Source organism: Nonomuraea sp. IBHARD001 (assembly GCF_056106265.1).
The window spans coordinates 2,854,566-2,873,014 of record NZ_JBWBBW010000002.1 but is presented as its reverse complement, the minus strand read 5'-3'; the positions used below and the strand labels follow the sequence as shown (position 1 = coordinate 2,873,014).

Sequence of the window (18,449 nt, the reverse complement as noted above, 5' to 3'; positions counted from 1 at the left end):
GACATCCAGGCTCGCTCGCCGTCATCTCGACCTCAGTGTCGGCAACACCAGACACGTTGCAAGCATCGGCGCGGCGGCCGTAGCGGGCTGACCTGCGCCGATATCCTCGCACGGGTGACGCGTACGGAGATCGACGAGGGCTACGCACCGGCGCTCGGCAACCGCCAGGTCCAGATGATCGCGATCGGCGGCGCGATCGGCGTCGGTCTGTTCCTCGGCGCCGGAGGACGCCTCGCCGCGGCCGGGCCCGCGCTCGTCCTGTCCTACGCCGTGGCCGGGCTCGCGGCCTTCTTCGTGATGCGGGCGCTGGGCGAACTCGTGCTGTACCGGCCGACGTCCGGGTCGTTCGTGGAGTACGCGGGCGAGTTCGTCGGGCCGTGGGCCAGCTTCGCCTCCGGGTGGATGTACTGGATCAACTGGGCCTTCACCGGCATCGCCGAACTGACGGCGATCGCCACCTATGTGTCGTACTGGGCGCCCGATTTTCCGCAGTGGCTGACCGCGCTGATCGCGCTGGCGTTCGTCCTGATCGTGAACCTGGTGTCGGTGCGGCTGTTCGGCGAGCTGGAGTTCTGGTTCGCGCTGCTGAAGGTGGTGGCCATCTGCGCGTTCCTGGTCATCGGGCTGGTGCTGGTGATCTTCGCGCTGGACGTGGGCGGGTACCAGGCCGGGGTGTCGAACCTCACCTCGCACGGCGGGTTCTTCCCCAACGGCTTCCCGATCGTGCTGATGAGCCTGCAGTCGGTCGTCTTCGCGTACTCCTCGATCGAACTCGTCGGCATCGCCGCCGGCGAGACCGCCAATCCCCGCCAGATCATGCCGAAGGCCATCAACGGCGTCGTATGGCGTATCGCCGTGTTCTACATCGGCTCGGTGCTGCTGCTGGCGATGGTGCTGCCGTGGACCGTCTACTCCAAGGACACCTCGCCCTTCGTCACCGTGTTCACCGCACTCGGCATACCGTGGGCGGCCGACGCCATGAACCTCATCGTCATCACCGCCGCCATGTCGTCGTGCAACTCCGGCCTGTACTCCACCGGCCGCATCCTGCGCTCCATGGGCCACAAGGGCGAGGCCCCCCACTTCTGCCGCCGGCTCAGCGCCCGGCACGTGCCGACCGGGGGCATCCTCATGACGGCGTCGGTGTTCGTGGCCGGGGTGGCGCTGTTCTACTTCGTACCCGAACGCGCTTTCAACATCGCCACCGCCGTCGCGTCACTCGGGGTCATCACGACGTGGGGGACACTGGTGTACTGCCAGATCCGCCTCCGGCGGCGGGGGCACGTCAGCACGTTTTCCATGCCGTTGTCGCCTTACAGCAATTGGGGGACGCTGGGGTTCCTGGGGCTGGTGGTGTGCTTGATGCCGTTCGCGGACGAGGATCAGCGGATCGCGTTCTTCTTGATCCCGGTGCTGGTGGTGGGGATCGCGGTGGGGTGGCGGGTCGTGCGTCGGGCTGAGGCGTGAGCTGCCTTTTACGGCGGGGCCAAGCGTTGGGGGGTGAGGTGGGGGGTGGAGGGGCGTGGGTGGGTGTGTGGGTGTCGTGGGGCTGGGGAGCCGCGGTACTGATGGGCGTACAGGCGTGGGGGGCGGGCCTCAGCGGGCATGATCGTTGCGCGGTGGCGCGTTCGGAGGGCGCTCTTGCGTCCGGGGATTTCCGAGACGTACGGGCGTATGGCGTTGTGTGCGTGCGCTTGGAGCGTGGTGTCGGGGGTGAGGTGGGCGAACGGGGCAGGCTGGGTGGGGGCTTGGATGGCGTTGTGCCGAGTGCTGTGGTGGGTCCTGCGTGGGCGTGTTGGGTGGGCGATCGGTGGAAATGCGGGTACGCGGGTGAGAGCAGTGCATGCGGACGAGGCCGCGCAGCAGCGTTCTGACCTGCGGTGATGCACTACTGACGGACTCCGGCGAAACAGCGTCTCGGCCCGGCTTCTGGCGGGGCTCCGAGCTGCCGCTTTGCTATCGGGTCACCGCTCAACCCTGGAGGGTTTACCCCACCCCCCACGCTCACCGCTCCCCCTCACCCCGCCCGCTCTTCCGCCGTTCCTCCGCCAGCTCCAGCCCCGCCTCGATCACCGCGTTCATCACGCTCCCCAACCGCCCCTCCCCCAGCCCAGGCGCACGGACGGCCATCGCCGCGACCAGCTGCCTCTCCCTCTCCATGTCCCTCCCGGCGAACCCACCAACGGGCTTCAACCGCTGCACAGTCCCGGCCAGTTCCGCCCGCCTCTCCAACAGGGTCGCCAACGCCGCGTCCACCCGGTCGATGGCCCCGCGGCACTCCCCCAACGTACGAGGATGCTCGGGCCGGACCAGGGCGCTCAGCAGCATGACCGACTCCCGGACGGTGGCGACGATCTCGGGGGAGGCGTCGGGCGGCAGGAGGAGGCCGTCGGCGCCGGTGGCCAGGGCGGCGGGGGCGAGGGTGGGGTCGGGGAGGGCCGCGAGTACGGGGTGGCCTGAGTGCTGGCGGGCGGCGTGCAGGAGGGTGAGGTCGAGGGTGAGGTGGCCCAGGGAGGTGCGGGTGCCGCCCTCGCAGAGCAGGACGCTGTCGTTGCCTTCGGCGGCGCACCGGTCGGCCACGGCCAGCCACTCCTGGAGGGTCGCGGAGGGGGCGCGCTGGAGGAGTACGGGCAGGCCGGTCCTGGCGGCGGCGCGGACGAGCTCGGCGTCCTGCGTCCAGGTGGCGCCGATCACGACGGCGTCGGCGCGTTCGGCGATGACGGGCAGGTCTGCGGTGGAGTTCGGCTCGACGAGCAGCGGGCCTTCGGCGGCGGGCCTGTCGGCGGGCAGCAGGTCGGCGGCGGGCCTGCGGCCGTGGTGCTCGCGCAGGCTCTGCCAGCGCGCGTCGGCGCCGCTCAGCCCGCCGATCACCACGGCGGGTCCCGCGCCGACGCTGAGCTCACCGATGCGCAGGACGCGCTGTTCCATGGTCGACGACATCTCGGCTCCCCTTCAGGTTCCGTCCCGCAGAGACTGTGAACAAGAGACTGTGAACAAGAGACTGTGAAACAAGGGACTCTGGACAACAAAAAGACCTGTGGACAACAAAAAAGACAGAGACCGACGTCTCTGTCTTTGCCGACTCCAGGTGGTCGCTATCTCATGCCAGCGCGACCGGCCCTCCCGGAGCCGGCTCGGTAAACACGAAGCACCTAGTCACAGAGTCCACCTTATACCGCTCCTTCACCTGGGGAACCTCCCACCCCGGATCATGGCCGACCGCACATGAGGATCTCTCTCCCGGGCAGGTCGCCGTTGATCCATCGCTATGGGAGTATTTCGAGGGCCTAGGAGGGGGTTTGAGCTGTTGATGGCGGATGGACAGCATGACGGACGCCGCATCGCCGGCCGGTACCACCTGCAGGAGCCGATCGGCAGGGGCGGCATGGGCATCGTCTGGCGCGCCCACGACGAGCTCCTCGACCGCACGGTCGCCGTCAAGGAGGTACGGTACGCCGCCGTGCTCGGCGACGAGGTCCACCTGCTGAACCGGCGCACGATGCGCGAGGCGCGGGCGGCGGCCAGGTTCGAGCACCCCAACGTGATCGTCGTGCACGACGTGATCGAGGAGGACGACCGGCCCTGGATCGTCATGCAGCTCGTCCCCTCGCGCTCGCTCGGCACCGTCATCAAGCAGGACGGCCCGCTCTCGCCCGCCAAGGTCGCCGAGATCGGCCTGGCGGTGCTGGAGGCGTTGCGCAGCGCGCACGACGCCGGTGTCCTGCACCGTGACGTCAAGCCGGAGAACGTCCTGCTCGCCGACGACGGCCGGGTGGTGCTGACCGACTTCGGCATCGCGACGCTGGAGACCGAGACCGCGCTGACGATGACGGGCCTGGCGGGCACACCGGCGTTCATCGCGCCCGAACGGCTCAAGGGCCTTCCGGCGGGCCGCGAGTCCGACCTGTGGTCGCTGGGCGCGACGCTGTACGCCGCCCTTGAGGGCAAGGCCCCGCACGACAAGGGCATGGCGATGGCGACCATGCATGCCGTACTCAACGACGACCCCACGCCCTCCCCGCACGCCGGGCCGCTCGGGCCGGTCGTGGAGGGGCTGCTGGCCAAGGAGCCGGAGCACCGGCTGCGCCACGACGAAGCCGCACGGCTGCTGCGTCACGCCCTGTGGCAGACCGAGAACGCGCTCAAGCCGCCCGCGCCCGTACGGCGTGCCCAGCAGGTACGGCAGGCGCCTGCCGTACCTGAGGTGCCCGAGGACGACACGCCTACCGATCCGAGTCTGCCCGCGATCGCGGAGCTGCCCGCCACGGGTGTGCGGATCGGCGTGGAGCCCAGGACTCCGGCCGTTCCCGAGACGCCCGGCTGGCCGGGCGAGGCCGAGATCTCGGGACGGCCTCGCGGTACGACGCCCCCGGCGCCGACTCCCGCGCCCGCTCCGGTTCCCCGGGCCGAGCCACAGCGGCGTTCGCCGTATGCGACGCCGCCCAAGCCGGTGACGACGCCACTGGCGGCCGAGCCCGATCGTTCGGAGGATTCGCCGTTCTTCGCGATGGTCGCCGATCACGACGAGGGGCGCACGATCGAGGGCGGGTCCTCGCGTTCGCCGGGACGCAAGGTACTGCCCATGGCCGCCGCGGCGCTGGCGGGGCTGGTGGCGGTGGCGGGGATCGGGCTGTACCTGGGCAGGGCGTCCGCTCCGGATCCCGCCGACGTCTCCGCGAACGTGGTCAAGCCCACCGTTCCCGTCGCCAGCCCCTCGCAGACGCCCACCGAAGATCCTTCCCCTTCGCCCACGCCCGAGCCGACGGAGGCCAAGACCGAGGAACCGGCCTCCGCGCTGCCTGACGGCTGGAAGTCCTACAAGGACAAGGAGATGGGCTTCACGATCGGCCTGCCCAAGGGCTGGGACGTGCTCAAGCGCGAGGGCGGCAACCGCGTCTTCTTCCGCGGGCCCGGCGCCGCGCCGAACGCGTTCCTGCTCATCGAGGAGGCCTCCAATCCGGGGCCGGACCCGCTGAAGGACTGGCGTGACCAGGAGCCTTCGGCCAAGGGGAACTTCGGCGGCTACAAGCTGATCAAGATCAAGAAGGTGGACTTCCAGAAGAAGGCCGCCGACTGGGACTTCACCTGGAACACCAACTCGGGCAAGACCCGGGTGCGCAACAGGGGGTTCATCACCGACAACGGCCGCGGGTACGCCATCTACTGGCACAACCTCAACAGCCGCTGGAAGAAGGACCTGCACTACTTCGACAGCTTCGCCGCCACCTTCAAGCCCGCGAAGTAGCGGATGATTCGCCCGATACCATTCGCGGGTGGAACGAAGGATCGCCGGACGGTACGTCCTGCTCGAGCCGCTGGGCGAAGGCGGCATGGGCATCGTCTGGCGTGCGCACGACCAGCTGCTCGACCGGGTCGTGGCCGTCAAGGAGGTCCGCTACGTCGGCGTGGGCGAGGCCAAGCGCGCCGAGCTCAACCGCAGGACCATACGGGAGGCGCGGGCCGCCGGGCGCATGGACCATCCTTCGGTCGTCGTCGTGCACGACGTGGTCGAGGAGGACGGCAGACCCTGGATCGTCATGCAGTTCGTCCCTTCGCGCTCGCTCGGCGTCGTCGTCAAGGAGAGCGGGCCGCTGGCCCAGGCCCAGGTCGCCCATGTGGGCGCCCGCGTGCTCGACGCCCTGCGCGCGGCGCATCGTGCGGGTGTGCTGCACCGTGACGTCAAGCCGGAGAACGTCCTGCTGGCCGACGACGGCCGGGTGGTGCTGACCGACTTCGGCATCGCCTCGCTCGCCGCCGAGGCCGGGGTCACGGCCACGGGCCACCTGGTGGGCACTCCGGCCTACATGCCGCCCGAACGGCTCAACGGGCAGCCCGCATCGCCCGAGTCCGACCTGTGGTCGCTGGGCGCGACGCTGTACACGGCCGTCGAGGGGCGAGCGCCGTTCGAGCGCGACTCGTGGGCGGCGACGGTGGCCGCCGTCATCAGCACCGACGCGCCACGCCCACGGCTGGCCGGGGCGCTCGCGCCGGTCATCGAAGGGCTGATGCGCCGCGATCCGGGCCTGCGGATGAGCGCCGCGGAGGCGGCCGCCCGGCTGGACGGAGCCACCACGGTGACCGTCGCCGCACCCCCGCGACGGCGTTCGGGCAAGCGGAGGCGGCCGGGGCGGTGGCTCGTGCCCGCCGCGCTGGTCGCCGTGCTCGCCGCCGGGGGCGGGGCCTGGCTGCTGCTCGGGCTGCCCGGCCGGTCCTCCGGCTCGCCGACCCCTTCCGCCTCGCCCTCCGTCTCGCCCACCGCCAAGCCCTCGCCCACGCTGCCCGTACGCGCCGTGCCCGCCGGGTGGCGGCTGCTGCGCAACGCCGGAGGCGGGTTCAGCATCGCCGTACCCAAGGGCTGGAGCGCCGTGCGCACGCCAGGGCGCGACAGTGTGCGGGTGAGCCCGCCTTCGGGTGACGACCTGCTGCTGGTGGAGTGGACCGAGCCGGAGGACCCCGAGCCGAACGCCGTCAAGCGCGTCGCCAACCTGGAACGGGAGATCGTCCGCAAGGGCGAGTTCCCCGGCTACGAGCGCGTCGGCATCACCGCACTGCATTACCTGGGTGTGCGCGCGGCCGACTGGGAGTACGTCAGGAACGACGGCGCGACCCGCGTCCACGCGTTGAACCGGAGTTTCCGCTGGCCGGACGGCAGGCACTTCGCCCTGCAGTGGCAGACGCCGGACGTGCGGTGGGCCGATGCCAGGCATTACTTCGAGACGTTCATGGATACCTTCAGAGGATGAGGGAACGCGCGAGGTTCTGGCGCAATCCGGCACTGCCCGGGCTAGATCTGCTCGAGGCCACGTATGTCACGCACAGGTTCGCCAAGCACGTGCACGACGGCTACGCGATCGGCGTGATCACGAAGGGCGTCGAGGAGTTCGAGTACCGTGGCACGCTCCATCGGGCCGGGCAGGGCGACGTCGTCCTGGTCAATCCCGAGCACCAGCACACCGGCCAGGCGGGCGAGCCGGGCGGCTGGGCGTACCGGATGTTGTACCCGTCGACGTCCACCCTGGAGGGCCTGGCCGCCGAGCTCCGCCTGCCGTACGGTGTGCCGTTCTTCCCCCGTCAGGTCGTCGCCGATCCGCATGCGGCCTCGCTGTTGGTCCAGGCGCACCTGGCGACCGGGCAGGGCGACGAGCTCGCGGCGACGTCGCTGGTACGGATGGCGTTCGCCGAGTTGCTGACCCGCTACGCGACGCCGCGTCCGGTCGCCGATCCGCTGTCGGCTGGTGGCACGGCGGTACGGCTGGCCAGGGAGTTGCTGCACGAACGGCTGGTCGACCCGCCGTCGATGGAGGAGCTCGCCGCCGCCGTCGACGCCAGGCCGTTCTCGTTGCTGCGCGCGTTCAAGGCGGTGACCGGGCTGCCGCCGCATGCCTACCTGAACACGCTGCGGGTGCGTACGGCGCGCGAGCTGCTGGAGTCCGGGGTGGGGCCCGCCGATGTGGCGCCGCTGGTGGGGTTCACCGACCAGTCGCATCTGACCCGGCACTTCAAGCGCATCGTCGGGGTGCCGCCCGCGGCCTACCAGCGGGCCGCCGGGGTGCAGGGCGGAGTCGCAGGAACGTACAAGACGGCTGATCTGCCCCCCTTCTAACCTGGGCATATGGAACAAACTACGACCCGGTCGGCAGCGATCCGGGATGGACTGGGCGTGGGGGTCGCCGTCGGCCTGTCCGGCGTCGCCTTCGGGGCCGCGGCGATCACCGCCGGGCTCGACGTTCTCCAGGCGTGCGCGCTCAGCCTGCTGACGTTCACCGGCGCCACCCAGTTCGCCCTCGTCGGCGCGGTCGGCGGCGGCGGCGACCTCGCCGCGGCCTCCGTCGGCGCCCTCCTGCTCGGCGGCCGCAACACGCTGTACGGCCTGCGCCTGGCCGACATGCTGAAGGTCCGCGGGGCACGCCGCCTGGTCGCCGCCCAGGGTGTGATCGACGAGACCACCGCCGTCTCCATGGCCCAGCCGGACCGCGACTCGGCCAGGACGGCGTTCTTCGTGACGTTCGCCAGCCTCTATGTCATGTGGAACGTTACGACGCTGCTGGGCGCGCTGGGCACCTCCGCGCTGGGCGATCCCGCCGTGCTCGGTCTCGACGTCGTCGGTCCCGCCACCTTCCTGGCCATCCTGTGGCCACGCCTCGCCGCCGAACCACGCCTGCGCGCGTTGGCCGCGGCCGGGGCCGTCATCGCCCTGGCATCGGCGTCGTTCGTACCGCCAGGAGTGCCCGTCTTGTTGTCGGCCGCGGCCGTGCTCGTGGTGCTGGTGAGGTCGCGATGAGTCTCTGGTGGGCGATCGTGGTGGTCAGCGTGGGGTGCTACGCGCTGAAGTTCGCCGGGCTGGCCGCGCCTCGGCGGGTGCTCGACCATCCCGTGGTGTCGCGGTTCGCCGAGTTGGTGCCGGTCGCGTTGCTGGCGGCGCTGATCGCGGTGCAGATGTTCACCGATGGGCAGCGGCTGGACTTCGACGTGGCCAGGACCGCCGGGCTGGGGGCTGCGGTGGTGGCGCTGGTGTTGCGGGCGCCGTTCCTCCTGGTGCTGGCGGTGGCGGCCGTGGTGACCGCCGGGTTGCGGTGGGCGGGGCTTTAGGGATCGGCCTCTTCCGGGCCGGCTCTCAGCTTCTCCACAGCTGCCTTCGTCGATGATGGGCGCGTCCCTTCCCTGTTCTGCCCGACAGGAAGTACGCCTATGAAAGCGGCGGTATACACCCGGTTCGGTTCGCCTGATGTGCTGGATCTGCGTGAGGTGCCCAAGCCCGTGCCCGGTGCGAACGACGTGCTGATCCGCGTACGCGCCACGACCGTCACATCGGCCGAGTGCGCCATGCGGCGCGGGGAGCCGCTGTGGGGGCGCGTGATCCTCGGCTTCCGCCGTCCGCGCCGGAGGGTCCGCACGCTGGGTACGGAGCTCGCGGGCGTGGTCGAGGCGGTCGGGGCCGGGGTCACGCGGTTCCGGCCCGGCGACGAGGTGTTCGGGTTCGCCGGATTCCGGATCGGCGCCAACGCCGAGTACATCTGCCTGCCGCAGCGCGCCTCCCTCGCCGTCAAACCGGCGAACATCGGCTTCGAGGAGGCCGCCGCCTCGGTCGACGGCGCCTCGACCGCGCTGTACTTCCTGAGCAAGGCCGGAATCCGCCCCGGTCACAAGGTCCTGATCTACGGCGCTTCGGGCAGCATCGGCACCTACGCCGTACAACTCGCCAAGCACCTCGGCGCACACGTCACCGCCGTGTGCGGGGGCCGGAGCGCCGCCCTTGTGACCGAGCTCGGGGCCGACGCCGTCATCGACTACACCAAGGAGGACTACAGCCGGTCCGGCGGGCCGTACGACATCGTCTTCGACACACTGGGGAAGTCGTCGTTCTTCCGGGCCCGGGGCGTGCTTGCGCGTAAGGGGCGGTACGCGCCTACCACTGGGCTGCACAACACGCTTCTGGCGTTCGGGACGTCGTTGTCGCCTGGTCGGCGGGTGGTGTCGGGGATGTCGATCGAGAAGAACGCCGCGTTGCTGTTCCTCAAGGGGCTTATCGAGGCGGACGAGCTTCGTATTGTGATCGATCGGCGGTATGCCATGGGGGCGTTGGTCGAGGCGCATCGGTATGTGGAGAGTGGGCGCAAGCGGGGGAATGTGGTGATCACCGTTTGAGCGGGACGCCGGAAGGCTAGAACCGCGACGCTTTGACCTGCACCGCTGCACCACTGGCGGACACCGGCAGGACCACTGTTCGGACGGCCGGTCCACGCCCCTCTGACCAGGCGCTTTACCCTCGGGTCACCGCTCAACCCTGGAGGGCTCGCAGCGATGAGCTGCGCTCACTGTTCAGGAGCGGGCAGCCGTCACCGCTCCCTGGGAGGGCCCGCACAACGCCCGCCACCACCCCACAAACGCCCCCACTCCCCCAAGGGCCGGTGGGTCGGGCCACCTTCCCAGGAGTGGAGCGCTACGCGGGGCTCAGTACGCCAGCGCCGGTGGCAACCCGTCGCGCAGGTCGTGCAGGTGCGCCACCGAGGCCGCGTGCGGCAAAGGCCCCCGCAGATGGCGAGGCTCCAGGCGTACCCCGGTGCACCGCTCGGCCAACGCGAAGGCGGCCCGGATGGCCCGGTGGCAGTCGATGCGCTGCTCGGACGGCTCCGCGCCGATGAGGCCGAGGTCGGTCAGGTCGTCCAGGAGCAGGTCGGGGCCGCTCCCCCAGCGGGGTTCGTCGGCGAAGACCGGGTCGAGCCCGGTGACCACCTCGCCGTCGACCGCGTGGATGAAACGGGCGTACAGTTCCGGACTGCGTTGCACGATCGCCAGGCAACCCCCGGCGGACAGCTCGCTCACCGCGTCGCGGATCACTCCGGCGTAGCCGCCCACGTGGATCAGCACCGAGCCGGACTCGGCCGCGCCGATCTCGATGCGGCCCATCAGGTCGTCGGGTCTGGCCTGGCCTCTGCCGTTGACCCGGAGCCTGCGCAGTACCTCGTCAGGCGTGGGCCCTGCCACGAAGGCGAAGCAGAAGCCTCGTTCGTTCAGCTCGTCGGCGAACTCCTCGAACCACAGGTAGTCGGTGGCGTTCGGCTCGTTCATCGATACCCCCCTTTCGCGCGCCCTGCCCTGTGGGGCGGGGCCTTGCGGTCGGGGGCCTCACGGGGAGCGACCCGTGAGGCCCCCGGCACGTGTCATGGCCCTTCTGGGTCCACGACGTCCTTGTCCGCCCAGTACGGCTCCAGCAGCGAGCGCACCTGCTCGGCGCCCACGCGCTCCAGCAGCTCGATGGCGCCGACATTGGCGACGAGCTGCTCCATCCGGCTGGCCCCGAACAGGACGGTGGCCAGCGACGGGTGGCTGAGCGCGAAGGCGATGCTGAGCTGCGCGGGCGTGGTCCCGAGCTCGGCGGCGACGCCCGCGATGCCGTCGACGGCATCGACGATCTTGGCGCGTACGCCTCCGGGGTCGCGGCCGATCTCACGACCGGGCGAGCCCTTCCCGGCGAGGATGCCGCCTTCGAGCACGTCGGAGGCCTGCAGTGACAGGCCTTCGGCGAACAGCGCGGCGAACGGCTCCCCGTCGGCGATGGAGCGGCGGCACGGGCCGTACTTGAGCTGGGCCAGCTGCGGCCCGGGCGAGCCCGCGGCGCGGGCGTGGTCGCGCACGGTGCGTACGGCGGTGGCCGACCAGTTGTTGACGCCCCAGCAGCCGATGAGCCCCTTGGACTCCAGCTCGCCCAGGTCTTCGGCCAGGGTGCGCAGGTCGAGGTCGGTGCGCCGGATGTCGCCGAGTACGACGACGTCGGCGTGCTCGGCGCCCACGCGGAACAGAGCACGCTCCAACTGATCGCGCAGCGAGACCTCGGGATAGGGCTCCAGCCACAGCTTGACCGACAGCAGGTAGTCCGCCCTGGCCAGCCCGGCCGCCCGCACGATCGCCGAGAAGATCACATCGGTGAACACCGGCGGGTGCCCCGGCATGCCGTACACGCCGACGTCGAACAGGTTGACGCCCAGGTCGACGGCGTGGCGGATCATGGCGACGCTGTCGGCGAAGTCCATGCGGTCGTAGGTGTGCCACGAGCCGAGCGACAGCACGGAGGCCTCGGGACCGTGGGTCCCGATCCTGCGCCGTGGCACGACGGTGGTTGACTCGGTCATGTCTCTCCTTGAGGAGGCAGGAGCGGAGGCTAGGGCTTCCAGGGGTGGATGACGGCCTTGACCTGCTCCAGCTTCGACATCGACGCCAGCGCGGCCGAAGCCTCGCCGAGGCCGACCGGCTCGCTGAACAGTGCGTTCCAGTCGAACCTGTCGCGGAAGGTCCGCAGGAACTCCACGGCCCTGTAGTAGTCGGCGACATCGCCGTTGAGCGAGCCGAGCACGTTCAGCTCCTTGCCCATGACGGTGCCGAGCGGGATGGCCTCGGGCAGCGGCCCGGTGCTGCCGACGACGACGAACGTGCCGCCCCAGGCGGCCATGTCGACGGCCTCGGAGCCGACGCCCGCCGCGCCCGCCATGTCGAGCACGAGTTCGGCGCCACGGCCCTGGGTCGCCCGCAGGACGGCCGCGACGCGGTCGCCGGGGGTGCCGTCGAGGCCGATGGTGGTGTCGGCGCCGAACTGGTGGGCGAGCTCCAGCCGCTCACGGGGCGCGCCGATCGTGATGACGCGTCCCGCGCCGCTGACCTTGGCCACGGCGGTGGCGACCAGGCCGAGCGCGCCCGCACCCTGGACGAGCACGGTCGAGCCGGGCCTGACGCCTCCGGCGCGGTCGTAGGCGTGCAGCACGGTCTTGACCGCGCATCCGGCGGCGGCGGCCCAGGCGTCCTCGACGTCGTCGGGCAGGATGACCTTCAGCGCGCCCGGCGTGACGTAGTTGTACTCGGCGAGCCCCGCCGTCGCGTACGGATGGCGGTCGGCGCGCTGGCGGAAGCCGTAGCCCCTGTCATGGCAGGCGACGGGGGTGCGCAGGACCGTGCAGCCGTAGCAGCGTCCGCACACCGACTCCGACCAGCCGATCCTGTCACCGACGCGCAGTTCCCTGCCGAGGGTGTCGAGGGTGCCCGGTCCGACGGCGACCACGAGGCCGACCATCTCGTGGCCGAGCACGAGCGGCAGCATGTCCGGGAGCGACATGGAGCCGCTCCACAGGTGGACGTCGGTGGCGCACAGGGTCGCGCAGCGTACCTGGACGAGCGCGGCGCCTGGCTCGACCTTGTCCGGCAGCGGCAGTTGCTCCAGTGTGAGCGGCGCGCCGTGGACGCGCAGGACGGCGGCCTTGGTCGAGGTGGGAAGGGGCATGAGTGCTCTGTCTCCGATCTGAACTGCCTGGGGGTGGACAGGTTCGTCAGCGTGTCATCGGCTGTGCGCGGTGTCCCAGATCTCGTTGCGGCTGCGCCACCACAGCAGCACGAGGATCACGAGGAACGGGACGATCCCCCGGTACTGCTGGATCGCGCTCATCGAGGACGCCAGGCCTTCGAGGCAGCCCAGGAGCAGGCCGCCCGCGAGGGTGAGCGGCAGGCTGCGGAACGCGCCGACCATGGCGACGGCCAGGGCGGTCGTGATCAGCCTGCCGAGGGTGGAGAAGTCCCCGCCCAGGCGGGGGGCCACCAGGAGGATCACCAGTGCGGTGATCGCTCCGATGGCGGCCCACACGCCGATGGCCAGACGGGGGGCGGGGATGCCGACCACCTGGGCGGTGGCCGGCCTCTCCGAAAGCGCCTGCAGGCGCAGGCCGAGCAGGCTGCGGCGCAGCGTGACCTCCACGCCCACCGTGATGAGGACCGCGAAGGCGAGCGAGACGAGCACCGAGGTCGGCACCACCACCCCGCCCACGGTGAACGCGGGTCCGTCGAAGGGGGCGGGGAAGCGGCGGGCGCCGGTGGTGGTGCTGCCGAACAAGCGCAGGCCGATCGCCATGAGCGCGACGTACACGCCGACGGTGACGGCCGCCTTGGTGCGCTCGTCGTGCTCCCCGAACCAGCGCACGAGCGCGGCTCCGAGCAGCGCCGACAGCGCACCTGAGGCGATCACGCCGAGCGGCAGCGCCAGCCATACACTCACGCCGGCGTCGGCGAGCGCCACCATGACGAAGGCGCCCATGGTACCGACGGCTGCCATGGCGAAGTTGACCACGGCGACGAGCCGGTAGGTCAGCACGACGCACAGGCCGAGCAGCGCGTAGACGCCTCCGCTCGTCAGCCCGGCGACGATCGAGTTCACCATCGTGGTCCTCCTGGTGGTGCGGTGGTGCGGTGGATGGTCAGTTCTTGCCGGGGACGATGAAGCCCTCGGGAAGGACCTGCCACTTGCCGCCCACGACCTTGACGAAGCGGCTTCCCTGGATGGGGTTGTGCTGGTTGCCGGGGCCGAAGACGTAAGGCGTGCCGACCATGGGGTAGGTGATGGGCTGCATCGTCTTGAAGGCGTTGGTGACCGACTCGCGGGTGATGTCGCCCTTGATGGTCTTCAGCACCTGCACGAAGATGTCGGCGGCCATGACCGCGCCCTGGCTGAACGCCGTCTTCTGGATCTTGTTGGCGTCGACGATCCTGGCCCAGCGGGCGTTGCCCGGCAGGGTCTCGTCGGTGTACGGCTGCCACTCGGTGCCCGCGTAGACGTTCATGCCGTCGGGGATGACCTCGGCGTTGGCGTCGGTGTAGGCGTTGGCCGCCATGATGAAGTCGACGTCCTGCATGCCCTGCGTCTTGGCCTGGGCGAACCAGGGGCCGACCTGGGCGTTGTACAGGATGGCCTGACAGCCGGAGCTCTTGGCCTTGACGAGGTAGGGGGTGGGGTCACCCTCGCCGACCGAGGTGTCCTTGACCGTCAGCGTCTTGCCGGTCAGCTCGGTCCACTCCTTGATGGAGGCGTCGATGCCGCCGCCGCTGCCGGGCAGGACGGTGTAGTACATGCACACCTTGTCGTGCCCGAGCGTCTCGGAGGCGTAGTACAGGTTCGCGGTGATCAGCTTGAACGGGCCGGGGTTGACCGGCGCGATGTTCGGGCTGGTGAAGCAGGCGGGGTCGACGCCGATCGCCGGGATGGACACGATGCCGTTGTTGCCATAGGTGGCCCGGTTGAGGCCGCAGTCGACCGCGCTCGAGGATCCGACGAGCGCGACGACCTGCTCGGACTCGATGAGCTCGAGCGCCGCCTCGGTGGAGCGCTGCGGGTTCATCGCGTCGTCCTTGGTGATCAACTCGATCTTGCGGCCGTTGATGCCGCCCGCCGCGTTGACCTCGTCGAAGACGGCCTTGACCGCCTGCGGCACCTCCGGGGTCTGGAACAGGCCCGTGATGCCGTTGATGGAGCCCACTTTGATGGCTCCGGTGCTCGATCCGCCGTCCTCCGCACAGGCGGCGGTGGCGAGGACGAGCACCGCGGCTGTAGCGACTGCCAGGTACGAACGCTTCATGTGAGCTTCCTTCGTCTGGGGGGTGGTGGGTTTCAGATGGCTGGGACGTCGGCCGCGCCCAGGTAGGCGGCCCTGACGGCAGGATCGTCGAGAACCTGCCCCGCCGGCCCTGAGGCGATGACATGGCCGAAGTCGAGCACGGTCACTTGCCGGCAGGCTGCCCTGACCAGTTCCATGTCGTGCTCCACAAGAAGGATCGAGACTCCGAACCTGGCCGGCGCCTCGGCGAGGCGGGCGGCGAGGCGGAGGGATTCGGCGGCCGACTGCCCGGCTGCGGGCTCGTCCAGCAGTGCGACCTGAGGCTTGGCCGCGATGGCGGCGGCCACGTCGAGCAGCCTGCGCGTGCCGGCGTCGACGATGGAGACGGGCACCTGACCGGGAGGACAGCCGAAGAACTCCAGGAGTTCGTCGGCCTCGCTCTTGCCGAGCCTGCGGCCCGCGCCGATCGTGAGGTACTCGTACTGGGTGAGCTCGGGCGCGATGACCGTCGTCTGGAAGGTGCGGCGCAGCCCGCGCCTGGCCCTGACGCTGGGCCGCAGCCCGTCCATCGAGGCGCCGGACAGTTCGATCGAGCCCTCGTAGCCCTGGATGAACCCGCACACCGCGGCGATCACCGTGGACTTGCCCGCGCCGTTGGGCCCGATGAGCCCGACGACGGCGCCTTCGGGGACGGTGATGTCGACCTTGTCCAGCGCGACGACCTCGCCGTACTTCACCGTGAGGCCGCGGACGGCCAGGGCGGGCTTGCCGGTCGAGGGGCGTGGCGCGGGGGGCTGCACGGGCGGCTCAGGCTCGGCCGTGGCCTGCTCGGCGGCGGTTTCGGCGGCCTTCTCCAGCAGGGGCCTGGCGGCGCGTTCGCGCTTGCGGGCCCGGGTGAAGTCGGTCTGGCTGACGCCGCTGCGCAGGGCGAAGATCGCGATCACGCCGAACAGCATGCCGCCCAGGTCCTGCGGCAGGCGCAGTTTCTCCATGAGCGTGGCCATGACGGCGCCGAAAACGCCGCCCATGAGCGCGCCCTCGGGGTTGTGCGGCCCGATGAGGATGGCCATGGCGAACAGCGCGAGCGACTGTCCCATCGCGAAGTTGCCGGGCACGACCAGTCCGAGCTGCCCGGCCATCAGGCCGCCGCCGATGCCGGCGATGAAGGCGCTGATGGCGAAGGCGGCGAGCTTGGCCTTGGGCACGGAGATGCCGTGCGCCGCCGCCGCGCGCTCGGAGTGACGCAGCTCCAGCCACGACATACCGAGCCTGGTACGGCTGAGCACGCTCAGGCCGATGGCCAGCAGCACGAAGACCGCGACGACGAGGATGAAGTAGCGCTGGTTGGTGGCGAAGAACGAGGGGCGTACCAGCGTCTTGAGCTCGCTGGTGCCGGGGAACTCGTTGGCGTTGAGCACGATGTCGGCCGACACCGCGAAGCCGAACGTCACCACGGCCAGGTTGACGCCGCGGATGCGCAGCGCGGGCAGGCCGATCGCCACGCCGATGGGCACGGCGGCCAGACCGCCGATGAGCAGCCACAGCAGGAACCCGCCGGGCGCGTCGGCCAGGTTGAGCCGCATGACGACCCAGGCGCCGATGGCGGCGAACGACATCTGGCACAGCGACATCACGCCGGCCCTGCCGATGATCACGCCGTAGCTTTGCATGATGACGGCGCTGACGACGGCGGTAATGGCAAGGTAGAGCCAGTACGACGACAACAGCATGGGGAGCAGCACACAGGCCAGGACGGCCCCGGCGACGCCGAGACCCGTGGCCCGCAGGTCGAGGAGCTTCATCGCGTTTCGCTTTCTGCCTCGGCGGCCTCGTCGTCGACGGTGGCCCCGGGGTCGTGGCCCGGTAGGGGCCCAAAGTAGTACTCGTGCAGGAGTTGCTCGTTCTCGCGCAGCTCGGAACAGGGCCCGGAGAAGACGACACGGCCCTTGCGCAGGACGTAGGCGTCGGTGCCGATCTCCAGGGCGAGGTTGGCGAACTGCTCGATGAGCAGGACGGCGATGCCGAGCCCGACGAGGTCGGTGACCGCCTTCAGCAGGCGTCCGACGACGACGGGGGCGAGGCCGAGCGACATCTCGTCGATGAGGACGACCTTGGGGTCGGCCACGAGCGCCCGGCCGACGACGAGCATCTGCTGCTCGCCGCCCGACAGGTGCCCGGCCTGGAGGTTGCGGCGCTTGTCCAGCTCGGGGAAGAGCCGGAAGACCGTGGCGGGGTCGCCTTCACCGCTCTGGGCGACCAGGAGGTTCTGCTCGACGCTCAGCGTGCGGAACACGGTGCGCGACTGCTCGACGTAGCCGAGTCCGGCCTTGGCCCTGCGGTGGGTGGGCAGCTTCTCGACGGCCTGGCCGCCGAGGACGATCTCGCCCTTGGCGGGCGCGAGGCCGGCGATGCCGTCCATCAGGGTGGTCTTGCCCGCGCCGTTGGCGCCGAGCAGTACGGTGACCGCGCCCTGGGCGACGTCGAGGCTGACGTCGTGCACGACGGGGAGTTCGCCCCTGTTGATGGACAGGTTGCGGGTGCTGAGGATGGGGGTGGTGGGGGTGCTCATCACGCCTGCTCTTTACCTGTGGCGCGGATGGCCGCGATGGCGTGCTCGTGGGCCAGCCGCGAATCGGACAGCTCGGTGGACAGCAGGCCGAAGAAACCGTGGATGAGTCCGGGGTAGCGCACCAGGTCGACCGGCACTCCGGCCTCGGCCATGCGGCGGGCGTACTCCTCGCCCTCGTCGCGCAGGACGTCGTACTCGGCGCCGAGCACCACGGCCGGAGGCAGGCCGCTCAGGTCCTGTGCTCGCAACGGGAGCAGATACGGATCGGTCAAATCGGCCACATCTCTGGGGTATTGGGTGAAGAACCAGTCCATACTGTCCTTGGACAGGAAGTACCCCTCGGCAAAGTCGGCATAGGAGGCGAAACCGTCCTGGGGATGCCCGACCACCGGCGAGACCAGCAGCTGCAGCGCCACCGGCGGGCCGCCGAGGTCGCGAGCGCGCAGGGAGACGACGGCGGCCAGGTTGCCGCCCGCGCTCTCACCGCCGACCGTGATCCTCGCGGGGTCGACGCCGAGCTCTGCCGCGCTCGCGTGCACCCACCGCAGGGCGGCCAGGCAGTCGTCGGCCGCCGCCGGGTAGGGGTTCTCCGGCGCGAGACGGTAGTCGACCGAGACCACGACGGCCTCGGCCCCGGCGCAGACCGCCCGGCACGACACCTCGTTCTCGTCCAGCGTGCCGATCGTCCAGCCTCCGCCGTGGAACCAGACCAGGGCGGGGAAGGGGCCAACGCCCTCGGGCCGGTAGATCCTGATCGGGATGTCTCCCGCCGGACCCGGCAGCGTGCTGTCCTTCACCTCTGCGACGGGCTGAAGCTCGTCGGGCATCGTCCAAGATTGGCTAAAACCCTCGCGCATCGCCTGAGCGTCGAACCCCACGGCCTCACCGGGCACCTCGACGCTGGGGGCGTTGTCAATGATTCTTTGCGCCTCGGGATGCAGGGGCATGATTACCTCCGATTGCCCGGTGCCTTCGCTCACGGTCAGGCACTCGCAAATCGTATCCGATTCCGT

At 70.4% G+C, this 18,449-nt stretch carries 16 protein-coding genes; 7 read left to right on the top strand and 9 right to left on the bottom strand.

Annotation, left to right across the window (positions count from 1 at the left end):
* The first annotated feature begins 114 nt into the window (after positions 1-114).
* Positions 115-1,467 (top strand): amino acid permease, encoded by a 1,353-nt coding sequence (locus ACTWNK_RS15270; RefSeq protein WP_474304616.1) that lies wholly within the window; start codon positions 115-117, stop codon positions 1,465-1,467.
* Positions 1,468-2,004: 537 nt separating this feature from the next.
* Here the strand turns inward: ACTWNK_RS15270 and ACTWNK_RS15265 are convergent.
* A complete protein-coding gene (locus ACTWNK_RS15265) occupies positions 2,005-2,940 on the bottom strand; it encodes a chorismate mutase (RefSeq protein WP_474304615.1) in 936 nt (311 codons plus the stop codon).
* A 370-nt stretch (positions 2,941-3,310) separates the two neighbouring features.
* Between ACTWNK_RS15265 and ACTWNK_RS15260 the strand changes: the two genes are divergently transcribed.
* The 6 genes from ACTWNK_RS15260 (at position 3,311) to ACTWNK_RS15235 (ending at position 9,645) form a co-directional block, all read left to right on the top strand.
* Positions 3,311-5,245 carry a serine/threonine-protein kinase gene (locus tag ACTWNK_RS15260; RefSeq protein ID WP_474304614.1) on the top strand — a complete coding sequence of 645 codons (1,935 nt, stop codon included), beginning with the start codon at positions 3,311-3,313 and terminating at the stop codon, positions 5,243-5,245.
* Positions 5,246-5,273: 28 nt separating this feature from the next.
* Complete coding sequence (locus ACTWNK_RS15255) at positions 5,274-6,743, top strand: serine/threonine-protein kinase (protein ID WP_474304613.1); 1,470 nt, start codon at positions 5,274-5,276, stop codon at positions 6,741-6,743.
* The gene (locus ACTWNK_RS15250; RefSeq protein WP_474304612.1) at positions 6,740-7,603 is read left to right on the top strand and encodes an AraC family transcriptional regulator; all 864 of its coding nucleotides are present in this window, start codon (positions 6,740-6,742) and stop codon (positions 7,601-7,603) included. Before ACTWNK_RS15255 ends, ACTWNK_RS15250 begins: the two co-directional genes overlap by 4 nt.
* Before the next feature lie 9 nt (positions 7,604-7,612).
* Positions 7,613-8,281: an AzlC family ABC transporter permease gene (locus ACTWNK_RS15245; RefSeq protein WP_474304611.1), complete on the top strand. Its 669-nt coding sequence runs from the start codon at positions 7,613-7,615 to the stop codon at positions 8,279-8,281.
* Positions 8,278-8,589, top strand: coding sequence for an AzlD domain-containing protein (locus ACTWNK_RS15240; protein WP_474304610.1), 312 nt, complete (start codon positions 8,278-8,280; stop codon positions 8,587-8,589). Before ACTWNK_RS15245 ends, ACTWNK_RS15240 begins: the two co-directional genes overlap by 4 nt.
* 99 nt (positions 8,590-8,688) lie before the next feature.
* Positions 8,689-9,645: an NAD(P)-dependent alcohol dehydrogenase gene (locus ACTWNK_RS15235; RefSeq protein WP_474304609.1), complete on the top strand. Its 957-nt coding sequence runs from the start codon at positions 8,689-8,691 to the stop codon at positions 9,643-9,645.
* Positions 9,646-9,951: 306 nt separating this feature from the next.
* On the opposite strand, the gene ACTWNK_RS15230 is transcribed toward ACTWNK_RS15235, so the two are convergent.
* The 8 genes from ACTWNK_RS15230 to ACTWNK_RS15195 all read right to left on the bottom strand — a co-directional run bounded on the left by ACTWNK_RS15230 (position 9,952) and on the right by ACTWNK_RS15195 (position 18,263).
* The gene (locus ACTWNK_RS15230) at positions 9,952-10,569 is read right to left on the bottom strand and encodes a DUF6461 domain-containing protein (RefSeq protein ID WP_474304608.1); all 618 of its coding nucleotides are present in this window, start codon (positions 10,567-10,569) and stop codon (positions 9,952-9,954) included.
* Positions 10,570-10,661: 92 nt separating this feature from the next.
* Positions 10,662-11,630: an aldo/keto reductase gene (locus ACTWNK_RS15225; protein WP_474304607.1), complete on the bottom strand. Its 969-nt coding sequence runs from the start codon at positions 11,628-11,630 to the stop codon at positions 10,662-10,664.
* A gap of 29 nt (positions 11,631-11,659) precedes the next feature.
* Positions 11,660-12,769 carry a zinc-binding dehydrogenase gene (locus ACTWNK_RS15220; RefSeq protein WP_474304606.1) on the bottom strand — a complete coding sequence of 370 codons (1,110 nt, stop codon included), beginning with the start codon at positions 12,767-12,769 and terminating at the stop codon, positions 11,660-11,662.
* 54 nt (positions 12,770-12,823) lie between these two features.
* Positions 12,824-13,696, bottom strand: coding sequence for a branched-chain amino acid ABC transporter permease (locus ACTWNK_RS15215; protein WP_474304605.1), 873 nt, complete (start codon positions 13,694-13,696; stop codon positions 12,824-12,826).
* A 37-nt stretch (positions 13,697-13,733) separates the two neighbouring features.
* A complete protein-coding gene (locus ACTWNK_RS15210) occupies positions 13,734-14,888 on the bottom strand; it encodes an ABC transporter substrate-binding protein (RefSeq protein WP_474304604.1) in 1,155 nt (384 codons plus the stop codon).
* A gap of 32 nt (positions 14,889-14,920) precedes the next feature.
* A complete protein-coding gene (locus tag ACTWNK_RS15205; protein ID WP_474304603.1) occupies positions 14,921-16,669 on the bottom strand; it encodes a branched-chain amino acid ABC transporter ATP-binding protein/permease in 1,749 nt (582 codons plus the stop codon).
* Positions 16,666-17,436 (bottom strand): ABC transporter ATP-binding protein, encoded by a 771-nt coding sequence (locus tag ACTWNK_RS15200; RefSeq protein ID WP_474304602.1) that lies wholly within the window; start codon positions 17,434-17,436, stop codon positions 16,666-16,668. The genes ACTWNK_RS15205 and ACTWNK_RS15200 overlap by 4 nt, the downstream gene beginning before the upstream one ends.
* Positions 17,436-18,263, bottom strand: a complete 828-nt coding sequence (locus ACTWNK_RS15195; protein WP_474304601.1) for an alpha/beta hydrolase — start codon at positions 18,261-18,263, stop codon at positions 17,436-17,438. Before ACTWNK_RS15195 ends, ACTWNK_RS15200 begins: the two co-directional genes overlap by 1 nt.
* Between the last annotated feature and the right edge of the window lie 186 nt (positions 18,264-18,449).

Coding starts and splice junctions, on each gene's coding strand:
- ACTWNK_RS15220 (WP_474304606.1), bottom strand. CDS start 12,769: ATGCCCCTTCCCACCTCGACCAAGGCCGCCGTCCTGCGCGTCCACGGC.
- ACTWNK_RS15225 (WP_474304607.1), bottom strand. CDS start 11,630: ATGACCGAGTCAACCACCGTCGTGCCACGGCGCAGGATCGGGACCCAC.
- ACTWNK_RS15230 (WP_474304608.1), bottom strand. CDS start 10,569: ATGAACGAGCCGAACGCCACCGACTACCTGTGGTTCGAGGAGTTCGCC.
- ACTWNK_RS15250 (WP_474304612.1), top strand. CDS start 6,740: ATGAGGGAACGCGCGAGGTTCTGGCGCAATCCGGCACTGCCCGGGCTA.
- ACTWNK_RS15215 (WP_474304605.1), bottom strand. CDS start 13,696: ATGGTGAACTCGATCGTCGCCGGGCTGACGAGCGGAGGCGTCTACGCG.
- ACTWNK_RS15210 (WP_474304604.1), bottom strand. CDS start 14,888: ATGAAGCGTTCGTACCTGGCAGTCGCTACAGCCGCGGTGCTCGTCCTC.
- ACTWNK_RS15245 (WP_474304611.1), top strand. CDS start 7,613: ATGGAACAAACTACGACCCGGTCGGCAGCGATCCGGGATGGACTGGGC.
- ACTWNK_RS15260 (WP_474304614.1), top strand. CDS start 3,311: ATGGCGGATGGACAGCATGACGGACGCCGCATCGCCGGCCGGTACCAC.
- ACTWNK_RS15200 (WP_474304602.1), bottom strand. CDS start 17,436: ATGAGCACCCCCACCACCCCCATCCTCAGCACCCGCAACCTGTCCATC.
- ACTWNK_RS15195 (WP_474304601.1), bottom strand. CDS start 18,263: ATGCCCGACGAGCTTCAGCCCGTCGCAGAGGTGAAGGACAGCACGCTG.
- ACTWNK_RS15240 (WP_474304610.1), top strand. CDS start 8,278: ATGAGTCTCTGGTGGGCGATCGTGGTGGTCAGCGTGGGGTGCTACGCG.
- ACTWNK_RS15205 (WP_474304603.1), bottom strand. CDS start 16,669: ATGAAGCTCCTCGACCTGCGGGCCACGGGTCTCGGCGTCGCCGGGGCC.
- ACTWNK_RS15265 (WP_474304615.1), bottom strand. CDS start 2,940: ATGTCGTCGACCATGGAACAGCGCGTCCTGCGCATCGGTGAGCTCAGC.
- ACTWNK_RS15235 (WP_474304609.1), top strand. CDS start 8,689: ATGAAAGCGGCGGTATACACCCGGTTCGGTTCGCCTGATGTGCTGGAT.